This is a genomic window from Streptomyces sp. UC4497, assembly GCF_054871485.1.
Genome location: NZ_JBTYHB010000013.1, coordinates 226318 through 246791, shown reverse-complemented (window position 1 = coordinate 246791; position 20474 = coordinate 226318). Strand labels below are relative to the sequence as shown.

The 20474-nt window shown below is 72.3% G+C and carries 16 protein-coding genes; 4 read left to right on the top strand and 12 right to left on the bottom strand.

Annotated elements, in window-relative coordinates; genetic code table 11:
• Nucleotides 1-104: 104 nt before the first annotated feature.
• The 7 genes from recA to xylB form a co-directional block, all read right to left on the bottom strand.
• Nucleotides 105-1181, bottom strand: a complete 1077-nt coding sequence (gene recA, locus ACYSUO_RS20825) for a recombinase RecA (RefSeq protein ID WP_461777686.1) — start codon at nucleotides 1179-1181, stop codon at nucleotides 105-107.
• Between the two features lie 256 nt (nucleotides 1182-1437).
• On the bottom strand, nucleotides 1438-2961 hold the full coding sequence (gene exaC, locus ACYSUO_RS20820; protein WP_461777685.1) for an acetaldehyde dehydrogenase ExaC: 1524 nt from the start codon (nucleotides 2959-2961) through the stop codon (nucleotides 1438-1440).
• 75 nt (nucleotides 2962-3036) lie between these two features.
• Entirely contained in the window at nucleotides 3037-4305 is a 1269-nt protein-coding gene (locus ACYSUO_RS20815; protein WP_461777693.1) for a GAF domain-containing protein, read from the bottom strand.
• Nucleotides 4306-4450: 145 nt separating this feature from the next.
• A complete protein-coding gene (locus ACYSUO_RS20810; protein ID WP_461777684.1) occupies nucleotides 4451-5056 on the bottom strand; it encodes an N-acetylmuramoyl-L-alanine amidase in 606 nt (201 codons plus the stop codon).
• Nucleotides 5057-5166: 110 nt separating this feature from the next.
• Complete coding sequence (locus ACYSUO_RS20805; RefSeq protein WP_461777683.1) at nucleotides 5167-6189, bottom strand: acetamidase/formamidase family protein; 1023 nt, start codon at nucleotides 6187-6189, stop codon at nucleotides 5167-5169.
• A gap of 385 nt (nucleotides 6190-6574) precedes the next feature.
• A complete protein-coding gene (locus ACYSUO_RS20800) occupies nucleotides 6575-7765 on the bottom strand; it encodes an ROK family protein (protein ID WP_461777682.1) in 1191 nt (396 codons plus the stop codon).
• A gap of 94 nt (nucleotides 7766-7859) precedes the next feature.
• Nucleotides 7860-9296, bottom strand: a complete 1437-nt coding sequence (xylB, locus tag ACYSUO_RS20795; protein ID WP_461777681.1) for a xylulokinase — start codon at nucleotides 9294-9296, stop codon at nucleotides 7860-7862.
• A gap of 119 nt (nucleotides 9297-9415) precedes the next feature.
• Here xylB and xylA point away from each other — a divergent pair, with 119 nt between their 5' ends.
• The gene (gene xylA / locus ACYSUO_RS20790) at nucleotides 9416-10582 is read left to right on the top strand and encodes a xylose isomerase (protein WP_461777680.1); all 1167 of its coding nucleotides are present in this window, start codon (nucleotides 9416-9418) and stop codon (nucleotides 10580-10582) included.
• Nucleotides 10583-10708: 126 nt separating this feature from the next.
• Nucleotides 10709-11098, top strand: a complete 390-nt coding sequence (locus ACYSUO_RS20785) for a hypothetical protein (protein ID WP_461777679.1) — start codon at nucleotides 10709-10711, stop codon at nucleotides 11096-11098.
• 62 nt (nucleotides 11099-11160) lie between these two features.
• On the opposite strand, the gene ACYSUO_RS20780 is transcribed toward ACYSUO_RS20785, so the two are convergent.
• From ACYSUO_RS20780 to ACYSUO_RS20760, 5 genes are all read right to left on the bottom strand, one after another.
• Entirely contained in the window at nucleotides 11161-12513 is a 1353-nt protein-coding gene (locus ACYSUO_RS20780) for an esterase-like activity of phytase family protein (protein WP_461777678.1), read from the bottom strand.
• Nucleotides 12514-12602: 89 nt separating this feature from the next.
• Entirely contained in the window at nucleotides 12603-13172 is a 570-nt protein-coding gene (locus ACYSUO_RS20775; RefSeq protein ID WP_461777677.1) for a DUF1097 domain-containing protein, read from the bottom strand.
• A gap of 1 nt (nucleotide 13173) precedes the next feature.
• Complete coding sequence (locus ACYSUO_RS20770) at nucleotides 13174-14457, bottom strand: amidohydrolase family protein (RefSeq protein WP_461777676.1); 1284 nt, start codon at nucleotides 14455-14457, stop codon at nucleotides 13174-13176.
• A 96-nt stretch (nucleotides 14458-14553) separates the two neighbouring features.
• Entirely contained in the window at nucleotides 14554-15687 is a 1134-nt protein-coding gene (locus ACYSUO_RS20765) for an acetamidase/formamidase family protein (protein ID WP_461777675.1), read from the bottom strand.
• A gap of 81 nt (nucleotides 15688-15768) precedes the next feature.
• Nucleotides 15769-16863: a carbamate kinase gene (locus tag ACYSUO_RS20760; protein WP_461777674.1), complete on the bottom strand. Its 1095-nt coding sequence runs from the start codon at nucleotides 16861-16863 to the stop codon at nucleotides 15769-15771.
• A gap of 203 nt (nucleotides 16864-17066) precedes the next feature.
• Here ACYSUO_RS20760 and ACYSUO_RS20755 point away from each other — a divergent pair, with 203 nt between their 5' ends.
• Nucleotides 17067-18635, top strand: coding sequence for a PucR family transcriptional regulator (locus ACYSUO_RS20755; protein WP_461777673.1), 1569 nt, complete (start codon nucleotides 17067-17069; stop codon nucleotides 18633-18635).
• A 186-nt stretch (nucleotides 18636-18821) separates the two neighbouring features.
• Nucleotides 18822-20438, top strand: coding sequence for an acyl-CoA synthetase FdrA (locus ACYSUO_RS20750; protein ID WP_461777672.1), 1617 nt, complete (start codon nucleotides 18822-18824; stop codon nucleotides 20436-20438).
• Nucleotides 20439-20474: the final 36 nt, after the last annotated feature.

Sequence of the window (20474 nt, the reverse complement as noted above, 5' to 3'; positions counted from 1 at the left end):
CGGAGGGGGCCGCGGCCCCGCCCGGCGGGGGCCCGCCCCCCTTCCGTGTCTCCTATGGATCCTGACGCGGTCGTCGAGGACCCGGCCGGGCCGAGCCCTGCCTGTCAGGCGAGGTTCCCCGCCGACGTCCGTGCGACATCAGGGGCCGGGGTGGCGCCCGTGTCCTCGGCGACTGCGGCCTTCGCCGGTACCCCGACTCCGAGCTTCCCGAGGATCTTCTTTTCGATCTCGTTGGCGAGATCTGGGTTGTCCTTCAGGAAGTTACGGGCGTTCTCCTTGCCCTGGCCGAGTTGGCCGCCCTCGTACGTGTACCAGGCGCCTGCTTTGCGGACGAAGTCGTTGTCCACGCCCATGTCGATCAGGCCGCCCTCGCGGGAGATGCCCTGCCCGTAGAGGATGTCGAACTCGGCCTGCTTGAAGGGCGGCGCGACCTTGTTCTTGACGACCTTGACGCGGGTGCGGTTGCCGACCGCGTCCGTGCCCTCCTTCAGCGTCTCGATACGGCGGATGTCGAGCCGCACCGAGGCGTAGAACTTCAGCGCGCGGCCGCCGGTCGTGGTCTCCGGGGAGCCGAACATGACGCCGATCTTCTCGCGCAGCTGGTTGATGAAGATGACCGTCGTCCTCGTCTGGCTGAGCGCGCTGGTGATCTTCCGGAGCGCCTGGCTCATCAGACGGGCCTGCAGACCCATGTGGGAGTCGCCCATCTCGCCCTCGATCTCGGCACGTGGCACCAGGGCCGCGACGGAGTCGATGACGATCAGGTCGATCGCTCCGGAGCGGATCAGGATGTCGGTGATCTCCAGCGCCTGTTCACCGTTGTCCGGCTGGGACAGGATGAGGTTGTCGGTGTCGACGCCGAGCTTCTTGGCGTACTCCGGGTCCAGAGCGTGCTCGGCGTCGATGAACGCCACCGAGCCGCCGGCCTTCTGCGCGTTCGCCACGGCGTGCAACGTCAACGTCGTCTTGCCGGAGGACTCCGGCCCGTACACCTCCACCACGCGCCCGCGGGGCAGGCCGCCCACACCGAGTGCCACGTCCAGCGCCGTCGATCCGGTGGGGATCACCTCGATGGGCTCATTGGGCCGCTCGCCGAGGCGCATGACGGCACCCCTGCCATATTTCCGCTCGATCTGTGCGAGCGCGGTGTCCAGCGCCTTTTCGTGATCGGTTCCTGCCATGAGCGTTCACCCGGTCCGATGGTGTGGCACGCCGCACGTCGGAGGACGTGAGCGCTTACTGCCGACAACGGACGTCTCGGAGATCCCAGTAAACGAACATCCGATCGATTAACGTGTCCAGTGAAAGGTACCAAACTGCGGGGGAGCGGAACGGGATACGCGCCGGACCGCTCCGGAGGCAGGCCGCGCCCTGGTACACGTTCGAGGGTCGGCGCCTGGCCGGAGAAGCGTCAGGTCAGGCGCCCTTCTCCCACCCCTAGAAGAACCCCAGCTTCTGCGCCGAGTACGACACCAGAAGGTTCTTCGTCTGCTGGTAGTGGTCCAGCATCATCTTGTGGTTCTCGCGGCCGATGCCCGACTGCTTGTAGCCGCCGAACGCCGCGTGCGCCGGGTACGCGTGGTAGCAGTTGGTCCAGACGCGGCCCGCCTGGATCGAACGGCCCGCCCGGTACGCCGTGTTGATGTCGCGGGTCCACACCCCGGCCCCGAGGCCGTACAGCGTGTCGTTGGCGATCTTGATGGCGTCGTCGTAGTCGGCGAAGGAGGCCACCGAGACGACCGGGCCGAAGATCTCCTCCTGGAAGATCCGCATGCGGTTCTGGCCCTCGAAGATGGTGGGCTGGACGTAGTAGCCGCCCGCCAACTCGCCGTCGTACTCGATGCGTTGGCCGCCCGTGAGGACCTTCGCACCCTCCTGCTGGCCGATGTCCAGGTACGAGAGGATCTTCTGGAGCTGGTCGTTGGAGGCCTGGGCGCCGATCATCGTGTCGGTGTCCAGGGGGTGGCCGGGCTTGATGGCCTCGGTGCGGGCGATGGCTGCCTCGATGAACTCGCTGTAGTGGCCCTGCTGGATGAGCGCGCGGGACGGGCAGGTGCAGACCTCGCCCTGGTTCAGGGCGAACATCGTGAAGCCCTCGAGGGCCTTGTCGCGGAAGTCGTCGTCCTTCGCCCAGACGTCGTCGAAGAAGATGTTCGGGCTCTTGCCACCGAGTTCGAGCGTGACCGGCTTGATGTTCTCCGAGGCGTACTGCATGATCAGGCGGCCCGTCGTGGTCTCGCCCGTGAATGCGACCTTCGCCACGCGGGACGACGAGGCCAGGGGCTTGCCCGCCTCCACGCCGAAGCCGTTGACGACGTTGACCACGCCCGGCGGAATCAGGTCCTTGACCAGGTCCAGCCAGACGTGGATCGACGCCGGGGTCTGCTCGGCCGGCTTGATGACCACCGCGTTGCCGGCCGCGAGTGCCGGGGCGAGCTTCCACGTCGCCATCAGGATCGGGAAGTTCCACGGGATGATCTGCGCGACGACGCCGAGCGGCTCGTGGAAGTGGTACGCGACCGTGTCGTCGTCGATCTCGGAGAGGGAGCCCTCCTGCGCGCGGACCGCACCCGCGAAGTAGCGGAAGTGGTCGATCGCCAGGGGGATGTCGGCGGCCAGGGTCTCGCGGACCGGCTTGCCGTTCTCCCAGCTCTCCGCGACGGCGAGGAGTTCGAGGTTCTGCTCCATGCGGTCGGCGATCTTGAGGAGGATGTCCGCGCGGGCCCCGGGCGCCGTGCGGCCCCAGGAGGGCGCGGCGGCGTGCGCGGCGTCGAGGGCGCGCTCGACGTCCTCGGCCGTGCCGCGGGCGATCTCGGTGAACGGCTGTCCGTTGACGGGGCTCGGGTTCTCGAAGTACTGGCCGCGGGCGGGCGGAGCGTACTCGCCGCCGATGAAGTGGTCGTAGCGGGCCTCGTAGGAGACGACGGAGCCCTGGGTGCCGGGCGCTGCGTAGCGGGTCATGGTGAGTGGCCTCCTGTGCGGCTGCCCGCCTTTGGGCAGCGTTCGCAGGGGAGGCTAGGAGTCCGGACGTTGCAGTTACGTTGCGTACGGGGCCGGGGAGCGCAGTTCGTCGTCGAGCGCGGCGAGGCGGGCAAGCACCGGCGGCGTCGGGCGGACCGCTGCGAGCGCACGCCAGACGTCCAGGTCGTCCTCGCCCCATGGCGCGTGCACCCAGTCGGCCAGCAGGTCGGGGTCGGCGCGGGCGATGAGCGCGGCCCGGAGTTCGTCGGCGAGGCGGTGCCGGATCCGGGCCACGGCGGGCGCCTGCGACAGCGGGAGGAGCGGGCCGGTGTATGCGGAGGCCGCTGCCGTGACCGCTCCCGAGGCGAGTCGGCGCTCGACGGTGGTGAGGTCCGAGTCGACCGGCGTCGAGAGCCGGTAGGGGCGCGAGCGCAGCACGTCGGGCCCCAACACCCGGCGCAGCCTGGCCAGTTCGGCGCGCAGCGTCACCGGCGTGACGGACTCGTCCTCGTACAGGAAACAGAGGAGCTCGTCGCCGGTCAGGCCCTCCGGGTGCCGGGAGAGCAGGACGAGGAGCTCGCTGTGGCGGCGGCTGAGGCGCAACTTGTGGCCGTCCGGCGTGAGGAGGAGGGCCTCGTCGCGGCCGAGCACGGTCAGGCGCAGGGCCGGATCGGCCGTCGGCGGCGGCGTCAGGAGGGCGAGTTGGGACTCCGCCGCGCGCGCCACCGCCTGCACGAACGCCAGGCTGTGCGGGTGCGCGAGGCGGTCGCCGCCCGTGATGTCGATGGCGCCGAGCAGCCGCCCGGTGTGCGGGTCGTGCACGGGGGCCGCCGCACAGGTCCACGGCTGCACCTTGCGGATGAAGTGCTCGGCAGCGAAGACCTGCACCGGGCGGTCGACGGCGACGGCCGTGCCCGGCGCGTTCGTCCCCATCGCCGATTCCGACCAGCGGGCGCCCGGCACGAAGTTCATCCGTCCCGCCGCCTGCCGCGTACGCGCGTGCCCCTCCACCCACAGCAGCCTGCCGTGCGCGTCGCACACCGCGAGCAGATGCTCGCCGTCCGCGGCGAACGTGCCCATCAACTCCCGGAACAGCGGCATCACACGGGCCAGCGGATGCTCCGCCCGGTAGCTGCCGAGATCGCCCTCCGGCATCTCCACCGACGCCGACGCGTCCGGGCTGACGTGCGCGCCCGCCGAGCGGCGCCAGGACGCGGCGACGACGGGGCGCACGGGGCGGGCCACGGTGCCGGCCGCGGTGAACCGGTCGTGCGCGCGGCGCAGCGCCCGGACCCGCTCGGACGGATCGGTGCCCGGCTCCAGGGCGACCCACTGTTCGGTCAACGCGGCCTCCAGGCGGAATCCTTCGCGACGGTGCGGTGGCGCGACCATCGTCACCCCGAGCGCGCGGGCCGACAAGAAGCGGAACACGGATCGGGCGATTCGGCACATGCCACTCACGGGTGTGGAGACGGCCGCGCCCCCGGTATCAGGAAGCGGCGACCAGCCGCATGTACCGGTCCCAGTCCCAGTTCGGCCCCGGGTCCGTGTGATCCGCGCCGGGCACCTCCACGTGGCCGATGATCCGCTCGCGCGTCTTCGGAATGCCGTAGCGCGTGCAGATCGACGCGGTCAGCGCCGCCGACTCCCGGTACATCGCGGCGGTGAAGTACTCCGGTTTGTCGACCCACCCTTCGTGTTCGATGCCGATGCTGCGCGTGTTGTAGTCCCAGTTCCCCGCGTGCCAGGCGACGTTCTTCTCCCGCACCATCTGCGCGATGTGTCCGTCGGAGGAGCGGACGACGTAGTGCGCGGAGACCTGCTTGGCCGGGTTCTTGAAGATGTCGAGCGTCGTCGCGTACGACTCCTGCGTCACGTGGACGATCACGAACTCGATCGGGTACGACAACGGGCGGTTGGACACCGTGTAGTTGGACTTGCTCGCCGGAACGGACTGGGCCTTCGGGTAGTCCACCGTCGCCAGCGGCAGGGCGTCGGCCCGGCCCGTGGCCAGCAGTGCGGTGGGCGCCGCGGCGAGCGCGCCGAGTTGGAGCAGTCGGCGGCGGCTCGGGAATGATCCATGTGCTCGATCCATGTCAATCCTGCCTCTCGGGGCACCGGTGGGGCGGAACTCAGTGGGGCGGGTGCGGTGCTCTGGGGGTGAGTGGGGGAGTGGAGGGGTGGGGGATTGGTTGGGGTGGGGGCTCAGAGTTCGGGGCGCGGCAGGGTCGCCGCGCTCTCGCGCAGCCGCGTGTGCAGCCCGCGGTGCGTCTCGCGTGCGGGCAGCCATTCCTTGCGGAGCTTGGCGACGCACGTGTAGTTGGTGTCGCAGACGTTCGCCAGCGGCGACTCCACGGTCTGCGTCACGAACTGGTACGCGTCCAGCTCGCTGAAGCCGTAGTCCCGTACGAGCCACTGCACCAGGTCGAGCTGGGATATCCGGAAGGCGTCCTCCAGCGGGCGGGCCGAACCCGTCGAGACGATGTGCGTGTCCGACTCGATGCGCGGCCACGGCGTCGCCACGCCCTTGAGAAGCTCCACGATGACGACGGTGCGCATGGCGCACTCCACGGCCACGCCGCAGGTCTCGCCCTCGCCCTGCCGCGCGTGCCCGTCGCCGAGGCTCAGGAGTGCGCCCTCCACGTTCACGCCGAGGTAGCAGGTGACGCCCGCCCGCATCTCCGGCGTGTCCATGTTCCCGCCGTGCGCGTCCGGCACGAGCGCGGAACGGACCTCCAGATTCGCGGGCGCGACACCGACCGTGCCGTGCATCGGGTCCATCGGCAGTTCGGCGGTGAAATCGCTGTCCCGCGCCGAGAACAGGGCGGTGCGGCGCGCCCGGTCGAGCTGCCATATCCAGACGGTCTCGGGCAGCGGCGGCTGCAGCGTGGCGGTCGCGTGCGTCGACGTCAGCGCCCCGAAGAGCGGCACCGTCGTGGACGCCGCCCAGTCGCGGGCGGGCTCCACCGACACGAAGTGCACCGCCACGGTGTCGCCCGGCTCGGCGCCCTCGATGTGGAACGGGCCGGTCTGCGGGTTGAGGAAAGGGAACTCGCAGACCTCCGAGACAAGGTCCTTCTCGGAGCGGACCCGGCCGGCGAAGCAGTCCTCCGTGAACAGGTCGAGCGCCGTGCCCGGAGCGATGCGCGCGACGGGCGGCGCACCGCCGAACGTCCAGGCGTACTCGCCGGGTCCCGGCCGGACGGTCAGCATCCGGAGATCGCTCATGAGGACTGCGCTCCGCTCTGTGGGCAGTGGGTGAGGGGCGTAGGGACGCCGACGACGCCGAGCACCAGCGATATGCCCACGACGGAACACGCGTAGACCTGGCCCGGCCTCAATGGCGGTTCGATGTTCTCCGTGACATCCCCCGACACAGGAATCCCCCCTTCCCGTGCGCGCGCCGCCACCCGTCGGACGGACGGGAGTGCGGCGCCTCGCGTGAATTACGGTACGGGGCCCGCAGGTTGGGGCGGAAGGGGGCACGGAAGATCTGTGGACAACCGGCGCAATGTGAACAACCGCATGTCACACCGCATGTCAGAGGTCCGAACCAGTGGCGTGTGGGGAAGCGGTGCCAAGGTGGCACCCAGGTACCGGAACCCGCCCGCCCTCAGGCGGCGACCGCCCCCATCGGATCGTCCAGCACCGCCCGCACCACCGAGTGCGCCGCCCCCAGCAGCGGCCCGTCCGAACCGAGGCCGGAGGTGATGACTCCGTCCTCCGGAGACGCCGTACGGCGGGTCAACTCCCGCTCCAGCGACGGCAGAAGCCACGGCGCGAGGCGGGACAGCGCGCCGCCGAGGACCACCGCGCGCGGGTCCACGAGGTTGACCGCGCCGGTCAGCGCGATGCCGAGCGCGGTGCCGGCCGAGCGCAGCGCCCGGCGCGTCGGGGCGTCACCGTCGGCGGCCCGCTCGGCGAGCAGTGACACCCGGTCGGGGCCGGGCTCGATGCCCGCGGCGCGCAGCACCGCCTCCTCACCCGCGTACTGCTCGAGGCACCCACGTCCGCCGCACGGGCACGCGGGCCCCTCCGGACGCACCGGCATGTGGCCCAGCTCCCCGGCGAACCCCCGTGTCCCGCGCAGGAGTTGACCGTCCACGACGAGGGCCGCGCCGATGCCGATCTCCGCCGACACGTGGAGGAAGTCGGCGGGGGAGTCCTCGGCGAGCCACAGTTCGGCGAGGGCACCGAAGTTCGCCTCGTTCTCGACGGTGACCGGCACGTCGCCCGGGAGCAGGGACGCGACATCCGTGTCGTGCCAGTCGAGGTTGGGGGCGCGCACGACGGTCGTGGTGCCGCGTGCGACCAGGCCCGGCACGGCGATCGCGAGCCCGGCGGGCCGCAGCCCGGCCGCCTGTGCCTCGTCGGTCACCTCCCCTACCAGTTCAGCGAGTTCGTCCAGTACGGGCTTCGGCGCGCGCTCCCGATTGCTGACCCGGCGCCGTGCCCGCGCCCGCACCTCGCCCATCAGGTCCACCGCGCACACCGCCAGATGGTCGACGCCCACCTCGGCGCCAAGACCGGCAGGACCTTGACCGCTGACGGCGAGCGCTGAACCCGGCCGCCCGACGCCGCCCGGACGCTGCGGCCCCAGCTCCTCCAGGAGCCCCGCCCGGATCAACTCGTCGACCAGTGTGGACACGGCTGCCCGTGTCAGGCCGATGTGCTGCGCCACCGCGGCCCGCGAGAGCGGACCCTCGGCGGCGACGGCGTGCATGACGCGGGACAGGTTGCGGCGGCGCATGGCCTGCTGGGTGTCGGACGTGCCCGGTCGCGGCCGGTGCAGGGGTGCGGTCATACGCTCATGCTCCCAGGGACGGTGAGGTGACATCTTCCGGAGGTGGGCCCACTCATCGGTGGGTGGGCCTCACCTGTCGGGTGGGCCTCAGGCCTCACTCGTTCCCAAGAAGCGCTCCCGCCCCCTCCAGCACCCCCGAGATCCGCTCCATCGTCGCCTCGTCCCGCCGCTCCACGGGGTCGAGCAGCGGGCCGCGCGCCGTGTCCCAGCGGCGGGCCACTGCTCCCGCGTCCTCGCCGGTCAGGATGCCCGCGGCCTGCGCCGCCGCGCCCAGCGCCACCAGTTCGCCGGCCTCGGGCACCTGTACCGCCCGCCCCGAAAGCCGTCGGACCGTCTCCTGCCAGGCCGTCCCGCGCGCTCCGCCGCCGATGAGCAGCAGGGGAGCCGCGGGGTCGGCGTCCGCGTCGAGCACCTGGTCGAGCGCGCCGAGCAGCGCGTGCACCGCCCCGTCGTACGCCGCCTGGAGCAGCTGGCCGCCGGTCGTGTCGTGGCGCAGACCCGTCAACAGGCCGGAGGCGTCCGGCAGGTTGGGCGTCCGCTCGCCGTCCAGGTACGGCAGGATCGTCGCCGTGCCGCCCGCCTCGACGGCCTCCCGGTCCAGGCCGAGCAGCGCCGCGATCCGGTCCACCGCGAGCGTGCAGTTCAGGGTGCAGGCCAGCGGCAGCCAGTCGCCGCGCGCGTCCGCGAAACCGGCGACGGTGCCGGAGGGGTCGGCCGGCCGGTTCCGCGACACCGCGTACACCGTGCCCGACGTGCCGAGGCTCAGTACGGGAGTGCCCGGCAGCAGGCCGAGGCCGAGCGCGGCGGCAGCGTTGTCACCGGTGCCGCCCGCCACCAACGTGCCCTCCGCGAAGGGCAGGCCGGATCCCGCGCGTACCGTGCCCGCGACCTCGCCGGGCGCCACCACCCGCGGCAGCAGCGCCGGGTCGAGGCCCACGCGCCCGAGCACGTCCTCGTCGTACACCTCGGTCGCCGATGCCCACCACCCCGTACCGGACGCGTCGCCCCGGTCCGTCGTGCCGTCACCGGTAAGACGGCCGGCCAGGTAGTCGTGCGGCAGCCGGACCGCGGCCGTGGCGCGCGCCGCCTCCGGCTCGTGCTCGGCCAGCCACGCCCACTTCGACACGGTGAAGGAGGCCGCCGGCACGATGCCGAACCGCTCCGCCCACGCCTTCGCCCCGCCCAGTTCGTCCACGAGACGACGGGCCTGCGGCGCGGAGCGCACGTCGTTCCACAGCAGCGCGGGCCGCACCGGACGCCCCTGCGCGTCCAGCGTCACCAGGCCGTGCTGCTGCCCGCCGACCGACACCGCGGAGGCGCGCCGGGCCGCGTCGCCGCACTGGGCCAGCGCCTCGCGCAAGGCCCGGTACCACTCCTCGGGGTCGCTCTCGCGGCCCGCGCCCGAGGTCACGGTGTGCGGTGCCTGCCCGCGCGCCACGGTCGCACCCGTCGCGACATCGACGACCAGCACCTTCGTGGACTGCGTGGAACTGTCGACCCCTACGACGAGGGGGCCATCGGCAGCTGACATGCGGCTCTCCTGAAATCTCGGGAAATCTGTGTCTGTAAGACGGTCGGCTCTTCCCAGCAGCGTTCCCGCATACTAATTTGTAAAGCGCCATGACGAAATAGTCGGCGAGGAGCCGCAAGATGACGTACCAGCCCACCCCTGAAGACAAGTTCACCTTCGGTCTGTGGACCGTCGGCTGGCAGGGCCGTGACCCGTTCGGCGACGCCACCCGTCCGGCGCTCGACCCGGTCGAGTCCGTGCAGCGCCTGTCCGAGCTCGGCGCCCACGGTGTGACCTTCCACGACGACGACCTGATCCCCTTCGGGTCCTCCGAGACCGAGCGCGAGTCGCACATCAAGCGCTTCCGGCAGGCCCTCGACGCCGCCGGCATGGTCGTCCCGATGGCCACCACGAACCTGTTCACGCACCCGGTCTTCAAGGACGGCGGCTTCACCGCCAACGACCGCGACGTGCGCCGCTACGCCCTGCGCAAGACCATCCGCAACATCGACCTCGCCGCCGAGCTGGGCGCCAAGACCTATGTCGCGTGGGGCGGCCGCGAGGGCTCCGAGTCCGGTGGCGCCAAGGACGTCCGTGACGCGCTCGACCGCATGAAGGAGGCCTTCGACCTCCTCGGCGAGTACGTCGTCGAGCAGGGCTACGACCTCAAGTTCGCCATCGAGCCCAAGCCGAACGAGCCGCGCGGCGACATCCTGCTGCCCACCGTCGGCCACGCCCTCGCGTTCATCGAGCGCCTGGAGCGGCCCGAGATGTACGGCGTGAACCCCGAGGTCGGCCACGAGCAGATGGCGGGCCTCAACTTCCCGCACGGCATCGCCCAGGCCCTGTGGGCGGGCAAGCTCTTCCACATCGACCTCAACGGCCAGTCCGGCATCAAGTACGACCAGGACCTGCGCTTCGGCGCCGGCGACCTGCGCGCCGCGTTCTGGCTCGTCGACCTGCTGGAGCAGGCCGGCTACGAGGGCCCGCGGCACTTCGACTTCAAGCCGCCGCGGACCGAGGACTTCGACGGCGTGTGGGCCTCGGCCGCCGGCTGCATGCGCAACTACCTGATCCTCAAGGACCGGGCCGCCGCCTTCCGCGACGACCCCGAGGTCCAGGCGGCCCTGGCCGCCTCCCGCCTGGACGAGCTCGCCAAGCCGACCGCCGCCGACGGCCTGTCCGCGCTGCTCGCCGACAAGAGCGCCTTCGAGGAGTTCGACGTGAACGCCGCCGCCGAGCGCGGCATGGCGTTCGAGCACCTCGACCAGCTGGCGATGGACCACCTGCTGGGCGCGCGCGGCTGACGCAGCCCGTACAGAAGTCCCGTACGAAAGTACGGAAGGGCCGCGACCGACCGGACGTACGCCGTCCGGTCGGTCAACTTCCCTCAGGGGCTCGCGCGTTGGGCGCGATGCGGCAATTCTGGAGGGGTGTCCCTACCCCCGATGCCGCCGCAGCCGCCCCCACCGCCGAACGACGCCCCGCCGCCCGGTGGCTTCGGTGCGCCGCCGCCCGACGGGCCGCGCCGCCCCGACCGGCGCAAGTTCCTGGTGATCGCGACGCTCGTCGCCCTCGTGGTGATCGTGGGCGCCGTCGTCCTCCTGACGACCCGCGGCAGCTCATCGGACGGCGACAAGAAGTCGCCCGACGAGAGCAGCGAGCAGGCCACGCGCTCGTCGTCGCCCCGCATCCCGAGCAAGCTGCCGTCCTCGCTGCCGAGCAACCTGCCGAGCGAGCTCCCCAGTGGGCTGCCGAGCGAACTGCCCTCGGACATCCCCAGCGAGCTGCCGAGCGAGTTGCCCAGCGAGCTGGGCGGCTGATTGCGCCGACTCGACGGCGGCGAGGTGCTCCTACAGGGCGCACCGCTGGCAGCCAGCTGCGCCTACAGGGCGCCCTTCGGCAGCTTCACGTGCGTCACCTTCGTCTCGACGCCGCTGTCCACGAGCCGCCCGTCCGCGTCGAACGCCCCGTTGCCGTCGGTCATCCCGAAGTCGTTGTCGTTGATCAGGGCGAGGGTGTCGCGGCCCGCGAGGGCGATGCCCTCGACCTTGTCCGGGACGCCGTCGACCTTGTCGAGGTCCACCACGAGGCGCTTGTCGAGGACCGGAACGCCCTTCGCCGCCGGGTCGTCGAGCTGCTCGAGCGACGGGGACGTGGCGTCGTCGTCCCAGCGTCCGCCCAGGATGTCGGCGCCGCGCGTGAGCCGTACCTCCTGAAGGCGGGCCGCCTTGTCGGTGCGCTCCTCCACCAGCAGCCGGTTGCCGCCGACGGCGACGACGGAGGAGATCTTCAGCTCGGAGGGGTCGTCCTCGCCGGGGTCCACCACGTCCACCGGGTCGAAGCGGTACGCGTACTCCGCCGTGACCGCCTGGCTCTTCGGCGAGAACCGCAGCAGGCGCGTCGTCCGCGAGGCCTCGCCCGCGTCCTCGTCCGGCAGCGACAGCGGGCTCTGTACCGCAAGCACCAGGTCCCCGCCCGGCAGTTGGGCGAGCCCCTCGAAGCCCCGGTTGGCCTTGCGGTGCAGCAGCACGGACGGCAGCGACTCGACGACCGGGTAGTCGGCGCCCTTCAGGTTCAGTCCCTTCGGCACGTGCCGGGCGAGGACTCGGCCGTGCGCGGAGACGTGCACGAGCGAGGGGCCGTACTCGTCGACGAGCCAGAAACTGCCGTCCGCCGCGCGCACGATGCCCTCGGTGTCGAGACCGTTCGGGTTGTACGCGAGCGGGGACTTGGCGTCGTACGAGTACGGCTTCTCGTCCCGGCCCTCCTGGTTCGACAGGCCGGTGACGGGCTTGCCGGACCTCGTGGTGAGCGGGATCGCGTCGAGCACCTCGACCTTGTCCCCGGTCACGCGAATCTTCACGATCGCCGGGTCGAAACCGGGCACGGGGAACGTGCGGCGCTTCGTGCCGTCGACCTTGATCTGGCCGTTCGGGCCGCGGTCGGTCACCGTCCAGAACTCGCCCTTGCGGCTCGCCGGGTAGAGGTCCGAGCCGATGCCGCCGAGATCCACGCCCCGGTCGTTCTCGACCGTGCCCGGCAGCAGGGCGTTGCTGAACTCGCCCAGGGGCAGGTCGCCGAGCGCCGCGCTCCCGGTGACCTCGGCCGCCGCGGACCCGGCGGGCGCGCCCGTCGCGGCCGGCGCCACACCGAGCGCCACCAGGGCGGCGAGCGGCACACCCGCGGCGACGGAACGGCCGAGGGTGCGGCGCTTGCCGGGGACGAGCGGGGACATGGGGCCTCCTGAGGCGCGGATGACGTGTACAGCGCACACGCTCGGCCCCCGCCCCGAACACGGAGTGACACCAGGGTGAACAGGGCGGCTCAGGAAGGCGACTTGATCTCCACCGGGAAGGTCAGCCGCATCGACAGCCACGCGTACACCGGGCCGAGCGCGTTCATGGCGACCACGCACACCCAGGCCGCCCACGGGTTCCCCGCCTCGAAGCCGAACCCGCCGAAGAACGTCGCGAAGTAGCTGGCGAAACCGAAGAACATGCCGGGAATGAGCGAGAAGAACCGGACCCGGCCCGTGTACATGAGCGCGCTGTTCAGGACGAGGATGCACAGTGCCCCGAACGTGTTCCGGGCCAACTGGCTCTCGCCGAACGCCGTACCCGCGTGGGTCTCCAGGAGCACGATGAGCAGCGCGTACGTGGAACCCACCGGCATCGCGCACCACAGCCGTCGCGCGCCGGCCAGACTCGGGCCGCCCATCAGGAACATGCCCGCCCACGAAATGAAGATCGCCCAAGGTGGCAGATGCAGCGCGGTCCCGCCCACGAACGCGGTCGTCGCGGCGAGCACCGAGGCCACGATCTCGTGCGGAATCCGCTCCCGGACCACGGGTGTCACCGGAGCGGCCGTGCTCGTCCCTGTCGTCGCCTCGGCCATGTCAGACCACCCCGCCCGCGACGAGGGAACCGTTGAGTTCGGCGGAGACCGTCGAACGGGCCACCACCCGCCCCGACTTGACCACCGCGGTGCGCGCGGGCCGATCCAGGAGCAGCGTGGCGTGATCGCGGGTGTCCAGGACGACCAGGTCGGCCACCGCGCCCTCGCGCACTCCGTAGTCCGCTTCCGGAATGCCGATCACGCGCGCGGCGTCGTACGTCACCATGCGCAGCACCCGCCGCAGGTCGGCGGGGCCCGACAGGTGCGCGATCCGGGCGAGCAGCAGCGCGGTCTCCAGGACGTCGCCGGTGCCGTACGGGGTGAACGCATTGCGGATGTTGTTGGTGGCGCAGGCGGTGAGGACGTCCGCGTCCCAGAGTTCACGCACGGGGGCCAGGCCCCGGCGCGGCGCCGTGTCGTCGCCGCGACCGCCCAGGAAGAGATCCGTGGCGGGCAGCGGCACGACCGCGACCCCGGCGGCCGCGAGCGCGGCGAGGACCGCGCGCCGCTCGGCCGGCGGGCGCCCGGCGAGCGACGTGGCGTGGCCGAGGGTCACCCGCCCCTGAAGGCCGCGCTCGGCGGTGCGGGCGGCGATGAACTCGGCGAGGGCGAAGCGGCTGTCGCCGTGGTCGTCGCCGAAGTCCGCGTGCAGATCGGCCGGGACGCCGTACTCGGCGGCGAGATCGAGGACCAGCTCCACATGCCGGTGACAGTCGGCGAGGGACGCCTCGTTGTAAGTGCAACCCCCGACGACATCGGCGCCCGAGTCGAGCGCCTCACGGAGCAGCTTCTCCGTGCCGGACGCCTTGAAGATGCCCTCCTGGGGGAACGCGACGACCTGGAGGGTGACCAGGGCCGCCCACCTCTCGCGCAGTTCCAGCAGGACGTTGAGCCCGGTCAGGCCCGCCACCGGGTCGACGTCGGGATGGGCCCGGATCGCGGTGGTGCCGTTCAGGACGCACATCCGGAGCACCTGCTCGGCACGCGCGCGTACCTCGTCGTACGTGAATCCCGCCTTGAGCAGCGCGGTGATCCTGATGGCGTCCGCGAGGGAGCCGGTGCCCTCCGGGGTCAATCCGTCGAGCAGGGCCTTGTCCGGGTGCAGATGCGCCTCGATCAGACCGGGCACGACGACACGGCCCGCGCAGTCGATGACTTCGGCGCCGATGCCGTCCGGCGCGGCGAGACCGGGGCCGATGGCCTCGATCCGTCCGCCACGGACCCGGATGTCGGTCGGGTCGGGCGAGTCCTCCACACGCGCGTGGCGCAGCAGCAGAGCGGTCACGGTGGTTCTCCTTCGGTCGAGACATGCGTGACGGGCAAATGCGGGTGCGGGTGCGGTGCGTGCGGGCGCGACCTGGGGTGGGTGGTGGATCGGTGGTTACGTCTCGGCGGGGAAGTCCGCCTTGCGGATCAGGCAGTGGACGCCCTTGATCTGGTCGACCACCTGCGATACCTCGAAGTCGGCCGCCGCGCTGAGATACGCGTACGCCGTGGCCCGGTCCATGCCGGTGCGCGCCGTAAGGAAGTCGAGCGCGGAGCGCACGCACTGGCGCATCGCCTCGTCGAGGTCGGCGTCGAGCCCGAGCGCGATCCAGTGCGTACGTGTCTCGGCGAACGGCTCCGCGAGCAGCCCGGTCACCCGGCGTGCCGCCGCACCGCGCACCACGGACAACTGCACCGTCGCCCGCAGCGGCGCCTCCAGCGCGGTGAGCGCCACCTCCCCGTTGCCCTGCGCGAAGTGCGGGTCACCCGCGTAGAAACCCGCGCCGTCGGTACGTATGGGCAGGTACAGGTTCGAGCCGCAGGTCAGATGCTTGATGTCGAGGTTGCCGCCGAAGGGGCCGGGTGGCACCGAACTGCGCGTGTCCGCGGAGTCGTCCGTCACGCCCATGATCCCGACGAACGGGCCGAGCGGGAAGCGCGCGCTCAGCGTCGGCGTGCAGCGCAGCACGCCGAACTCGGCGCCGTCGCTGTCGCGTTCGACCGTGCAGAAGGAGGAGACCGTGCCTTCGGCGGCGCGCTTGGTGTCCGGGCTGGTGAACTCGGCGGCCGGGTCCGGGAGTTCCTCGGGCAGGGAGCCGCGGGTGTGCCGGTTGGAGACGATGCCGTAGTGGGTGCGCCGGTGCAGGGTCAGGGTGCGTACGCACAGCAGGTCACCGGGGCGTGCGCCGCGCACCGCGACGGGTCCTGTGACGATGTGCGGGCCGATCAGCTTCTCCGGCTCGCGCCCGAGGTCGGACGCCGCGATCTCCTGTGCGTCGCGCGGCACTTGGTGGGCCGGCACTCCGTACCCGCCGAAGAACTCCACCGGGTCGCGGCCCTGGTCGGGCAGGATCCCCTCGTGGGAGACGAGATCGAACGTGACCGTGTCACCGTCGTCGACCTTCAGCACCGGGGCGTCGTCCGCGCGGGGGAGTACGCCCCAGCGGGCGGTGTCGGGCGTGGTGGCGAGGTGGTGGCGGCCGTCGATAGGCATGGCGTCGGGGGAGGGGGCGGCGGAGGTCAGCGTCATAGGGGGTCCTTCGGCCGAGAGGAGGCGGGGCGATAGGGGGAAAAGGGTGTCGGCGGCGTAGGCGATCTTGATGTCGTCGTGTTACGGCTCCAAAGCCTTCGTGTTGCCATTGCCCTGGCCACTGCCGATGCCACTGCCATCGCGGTTGACCGACCGGACAGTCCGGGCCGTCGGGACGATATGCGTGCCCGTCGCGCCGCGCAGCGCCTCGGTCAGCGCGCCCGGCGACGTGACCAGCACACGGTGGCCGCCGGACGCGAGGAAGTCGAGGGCCGAGCGCACCTTCGGCCCCATGCTGCCCTCGGGGAACTGCCCCTCCGCCAGATACCGGCGGGCCTGCGCCGCGTCCATGCGGTCGAGGTCGCGGTGGCGTGGGGTGCCCCAGTCGAGGGCGATCCGCTCGACCCCGGTCGTCACGATCAGCTCGTCCGCGCCGAGCGCGGAGGCGAGCAGTGCGGAGGTCGCGTCCTTGTCGACGACCGCCTCCACGCCGCACAGCGCCCCGTCGGGCCCGCGGGTGACGGGGATGCCGCCGCCCCCGCCCGCCACCACGACATGCCCGGCGTCCAACAGGGCTGCGATGGCATCGAGTTCGACAACGGCGTGCGGCGCCGGTGAGGGGACGACGCGGCGCCAGCCGCGCCCCGCGTCGTCGGCGACGGTCCACCCGTGCCGGGCGGCGAGCCGCTCCGCCTCCGCGCGCTCGTAGTGGGTGCCGATGGGCTTGGTGGGCCGGGCGAATGCCGGGTCGTCCGGGTCGACGACGGTGTGCGTGAGCAGCGCGACGGGCCGGGACCCGGCCGGCAGGGTGTCCGACAGGCCGCGTACGAGGATGTAGCCGATGCTGCCCTGCGAGTCGGCGACGCACATGTCGAGGTCGAGCAGCGGGAGTTCGGGGGCGAGCTCGGCCGCGAGGTCGGCGCGCCGCTTGATGAAGCCGACCTGTGGACCATTGCCGTGCGTGACGACCACGCGGTGCCCCGCACGGACGAGTTCGGCCACCGGGCGCGCCAGCTGCCGGGCGGCGGCGAACTGTTCCGCGATGGTGGCGCGCGGGCCGCCGCTGAGGAGTGCGTTGCCGCCGATGGCGAGGACGGTGACAGGGGCGGCGGGGCGCGTCACGGCCGGCGGCCGCACGGGGGAAGCGGCTGGTGGGGGCGCGGTTCCTGGAGGCATGTCAGGACGATAGGAACGCCCGGCGCGGCGGTCATGGGCAGCCGGTGCCAGCGTGTGCGCGGGGGTGTTGACGCTCGCTGACAGTGCTTCGTGGGCGACCGGGTGGGGGTGGGCGGCGGCATCGTCACGGTATCGAGGGATCGTATACAACCTCGTGTCACGAGCGTTTACAGCCCCCCGCGAGGGCGCCCATAGTGAGCGGCGTGACCCTTGTTCCGCACGCCGTGACGGCACCCCGTCCCGCCGGCGCCGCGGGCCTGACCGTGGCCCAGGCGCTGGAGCTGCCCGCGCTCGCGGGCGCCCGCCTTGCGGCCGGGGAGGCGGGCGCCCGCCGCGGCATCAGGGTCGCCAACATCATGGAAGTGCCGGACATCATCCGCTGGATGCGCGGCGGCGAGTTCCTGCTCACCACCGCTTACGCGGTCCGAGACGACGAAGAGGCGCTCACCGGCCTGGTGCCCGAACTCGCCGCCCGCGGTCTCGCGGCCCTCGGCGTGAAGGTCGGCCCCTATCTACCGAGGCTGCCCGCCCCGATGCTGCGCCGCGCCGACGAACTGGGCTTTCCCATCGTCGAGTTGCCCGGCGACGTCATGCTCAACGACATCCTTTCCGAGGTCATCGGCACCGTACTCAACCGGCAGGCGCTGAGCCTGGAGCGCTCGCAGGCGCTGCGCGACCGGCTCTCCCAGGCCGTCCTCGGGGGCGGCTCCTACGGCGAACTGGTCGTCCTGCTGGCGGCGGAGACCGGCTGCGCCGCCGCGATCCGCGGACCGGACGGGGGTCTGCTCGCGGCTGCGGGAGACGTGCCCGACGGCGTCCCCGCGTCCGTGTCCCGGCCGATCACCGTCGGGCACCGCAGCGGCGGCGAGGTCGCCCTGTGGGCGGGGCCCGGCTGCGTACCCGACGAGGAGTGGGGCACCGCCGCCGACCATGTCGCCAGCCTGGCCGGGATGCTCGCCGTGCAGGAACGCGTACTGGCCGAGCGTGAACGCCGGTACCGCACCCTGTTGTTGACCGAACTCGTCTCCCACCCGCCGCGCGACCGTGCGGAGTCGGCGCGCCGGGCCGCGGCCCTCGGCTGGGACCTGGAGCGGCCGCGCGCCGCCGTGGTCGTCGAGGCCGTGGCCACTCCGGAGGGTGCGGGCGTCCGCCTCACCGAGGAACGCCTGCTCGCCGCCGCCCGCACCGCACTGGGTGCCGACACACCTGCCTGGGGCACCCCCGGCGGCCTCACCGCGCTGGTGGCGACGGGTGGCGCCGAACTGCGCAGCCGCTGCGAGGAGTTGCGCCGCGCGGTCGCCGCCGCTTGTCCGGGGCGCGCCGTGGCCGTCGCGGCGGGCACGATCCGCGCCGACTTCACGGAACTGCACCTCAGCCACAGCGAGGCGCTCAGTGCGCTCGCCCTGGGCCGTGAACTGGAGGGCCCCGCCCACTCGTTCGTCCGGCTCCACGAGGAGAGCGGGGTGTACCGGCTCCTCGATCAGCTGCCCGCGGGTGAACTCCAGGCGCTCGTCGATGACGCCCTCGGCCCGCTGCTGACGTACGACGCCGGGCACGACGGCAGCCTCGTGCACAGCCTCACCGTGTATCTGCGGCACGACCGCAACGGCGTCGAGGCGGCCGAGGAACTCCACGTGCACTACAACACGCTGCGCTACCGCCTCAAGCAGATCGAACGGCTCACCGGCGCACCCGACAAGGATCCGATGCGCCGGCTCCAGACGGAACTGGCGGTGCACGCCCACCGGTTGCTCAGCGCGCGCGCTCACTGACGGTGGCCGTCGGCATCGGCGGTGGTGAGGGCTCGGACGGGGGTGTGGCGCGGTTGCGGGTGTCCCCGGCCATGCTGATGCGGGCCCGGCGGCCGGTCACTGTCAGCCGCTGCCGGTGATCCACACCCGCGCGCTGGCACTTCTCGCCGAAGACTACGCCTGGGGCGCGGCCGTAGCGTCGAAGCCATGGAGCCCACCCCGCCCGCCACCGACGGCCACCTAGCCCCGGACACCCTGACGTCGAACTCCGTGCGGCGCGACGCCTACGCCGACTCCGTCGCCCTGATGCGCGCGGCCCAGCACCTCACCGGACTGCCCGGCATCACGGCCGCCAGCCTCGTCATGGCGACCGAACCCAATCTGCGGCTGCTCGCCGACGCCCGACTCCTCACCGACGAGGGCCGCGCCGCACGCCCCGCCGACCTGATCGTCGCGCTGCGCGGCAACGCCGACGCCATCGAGCACGCCCTGGCCGAGGTGCCCGCGCTGCTCGAACAGCCCGCCGCCTCGGAGAGCGCCGAGCCCGATGAATGGGTGCCGCGCGCCCTCGGCGAGGCGGACCCGGCGACCGCGCTCGCCCTGATCTCCACCCCAGGCCCGTACGCGGCGGCCGAGGCGCTCAAGGCGCTGCGCCGCGGCATGCACGCCTTCGTCTTCAGCGACAACGTCTCCGTCGAGCAGGAGATCCGTATCAAGGAGGAGGCCCACCGCCGGGGCCTGCTCGCCATGGGACCCGACTGCGGGACCGGCGTCCTGGACGGCGTACCGCTCGGCTTCGCCAATGTGCTCCGCCCCGGCCGCATCGGCCTGATCGGCGCCTCCGGAACGGGACTTCAGCAGGTGTCGTGCCTGCTGGACGCGGCCGGCGAAGGGGTCCGGCAGATGATCGGTACCGGTGGCCGTGACCTCAGCGCGGAGGTCGGTGCGCGCACCACGCTGGACGCGCTCGACCTGCTCGTCGCCGACCCCGGCTGCGAGGTGATCGTGCTGGTGTCGAAGCCGCCCGCGCCCGAAGTGGCCGAACGCGTCATCGCCCGGGCGGCGCGTGCGGGCAAGCCGGTCGTCGTCGCGTTCCTCGGCACCGAGAGGCCCGCCGCGACCGGCGATCTCGCGGGCGCCGAGCGGCCGGGTGGGGCGGGCGCCGTCACCGTCGTCGGCACACTGCGCGACGCGGCCCGCGCGGTCGTGCGCACCCTCGGCGGTGTTCCGGCACCCCAGTGGGCGCCGCCCGCGGTGGACGCGGTTCCGGGCCGGTACCTCCGTGCCCTGTACGCGGGCGGAACCTTCGCGTACGAGGCGCGGCAACTGCTGCCGGGGGCGGTCACGGCGGTCGACCCCTACGTTCCCGGACGTGACATCGACCTGCCAGAGCGCCACTTGGTGCTCGACCTCGGCGACGACGCCTACACGGCGGGCCGCCCCCACCCGATGATCGACCCCACCGTGCGCGCCGCCCATCTGCGTGCCGCACTGTCCGACCCGGGCACCGCCGCCGTGGTCCTGGACGTCGTCCTCGGACACGGCGCGGGTGCCGATCCGGCCGCGGCGCTCGCGACCGAGCTGGAACGAGTGGGGGAACGGGTGGGGGAGCGAGGGCGGGCGCCCGTCATCGCCTTCGTCGTCGGCACGGCCGGCGACCCGCAGGACGTCGACGCGGTGCGGGCGCGCCTGGAGAAGGCGGGCGCCGTGCTGGCCCCGACCAGTACGGACGCGGCCGAGTGGGCGGTGTCGCTGGTGGCCGGGGGCGGCGAACCTCGCCGTGAGACTGGTGAGTTGATGCCGACGGTGAGGGCGGTGCGGTGACCGTGATGCCGCATCCGTGGCGCACGGGGGCGTCGG

Coding starts and splice junctions, on each gene's coding strand:
- ACYSUO_RS20800 (WP_461777682.1), bottom strand. CDS start 7,765: ATGACCGCACCCCTGCACCGGCCGCGACCGGGCACGTCCGACACCCAG.
- ACYSUO_RS20765 (WP_461777675.1), bottom strand. CDS start 15,687: ATGACGCTGACCTCCGCCGCCCCCTCCCCCGACGCCATGCCTATCGAC.
- ACYSUO_RS20805 (WP_461777683.1), bottom strand. CDS start 6,189: ATGAGCGATCTCCGGATGCTGACCGTCCGGCCGGGACCCGGCGAGTAC.
- ACYSUO_RS20760 (WP_461777674.1), bottom strand. CDS start 16,863: ATGCCTCCAGGAACCGCGCCCCCACCAGCCGCTTCCCCCGTGCGGCCG.
- recA (WP_461777686.1), bottom strand. CDS start 1,181: ATGGCAGGAACCGATCACGAAAAGGCGCTGGACACCGCGCTCGCACAG.
- ACYSUO_RS20750 (WP_461777672.1), top strand. CDS start 18,822: ATGGAGCCCACCCCGCCCGCCACCGACGGCCACCTAGCCCCGGACACC.
- ACYSUO_RS20780 (WP_461777678.1), bottom strand. CDS start 12,513: ATGTCCCCGCTCGTCCCCGGCAAGCGCCGCACCCTCGGCCGTTCCGTC.
- exaC (WP_461777685.1), bottom strand. CDS start 2,961: ATGACCCGCTACGCAGCGCCCGGCACCCAGGGCTCCGTCGTCTCCTAC.
- ACYSUO_RS20810 (WP_461777684.1), bottom strand. CDS start 5,056: ATGGATCGAGCACATGGATCATTCCCGAGCCGCCGCCGACTGCTCCAA.
- ACYSUO_RS20775 (WP_461777677.1), bottom strand. CDS start 13,172: ATGGCCGAGGCGACGACAGGGACGAGCACGGCCGCTCCGGTGACACCC.
- xylB (WP_461777681.1), bottom strand. CDS start 9,296: ATGTCAGCTGCCGATGGCCCCCTCGTCGTAGGGGTCGACAGTTCCACG.
- xylA (WP_461777680.1), top strand. CDS start 9,416: ATGACGTACCAGCCCACCCCTGAAGACAAGTTCACCTTCGGTCTGTGG.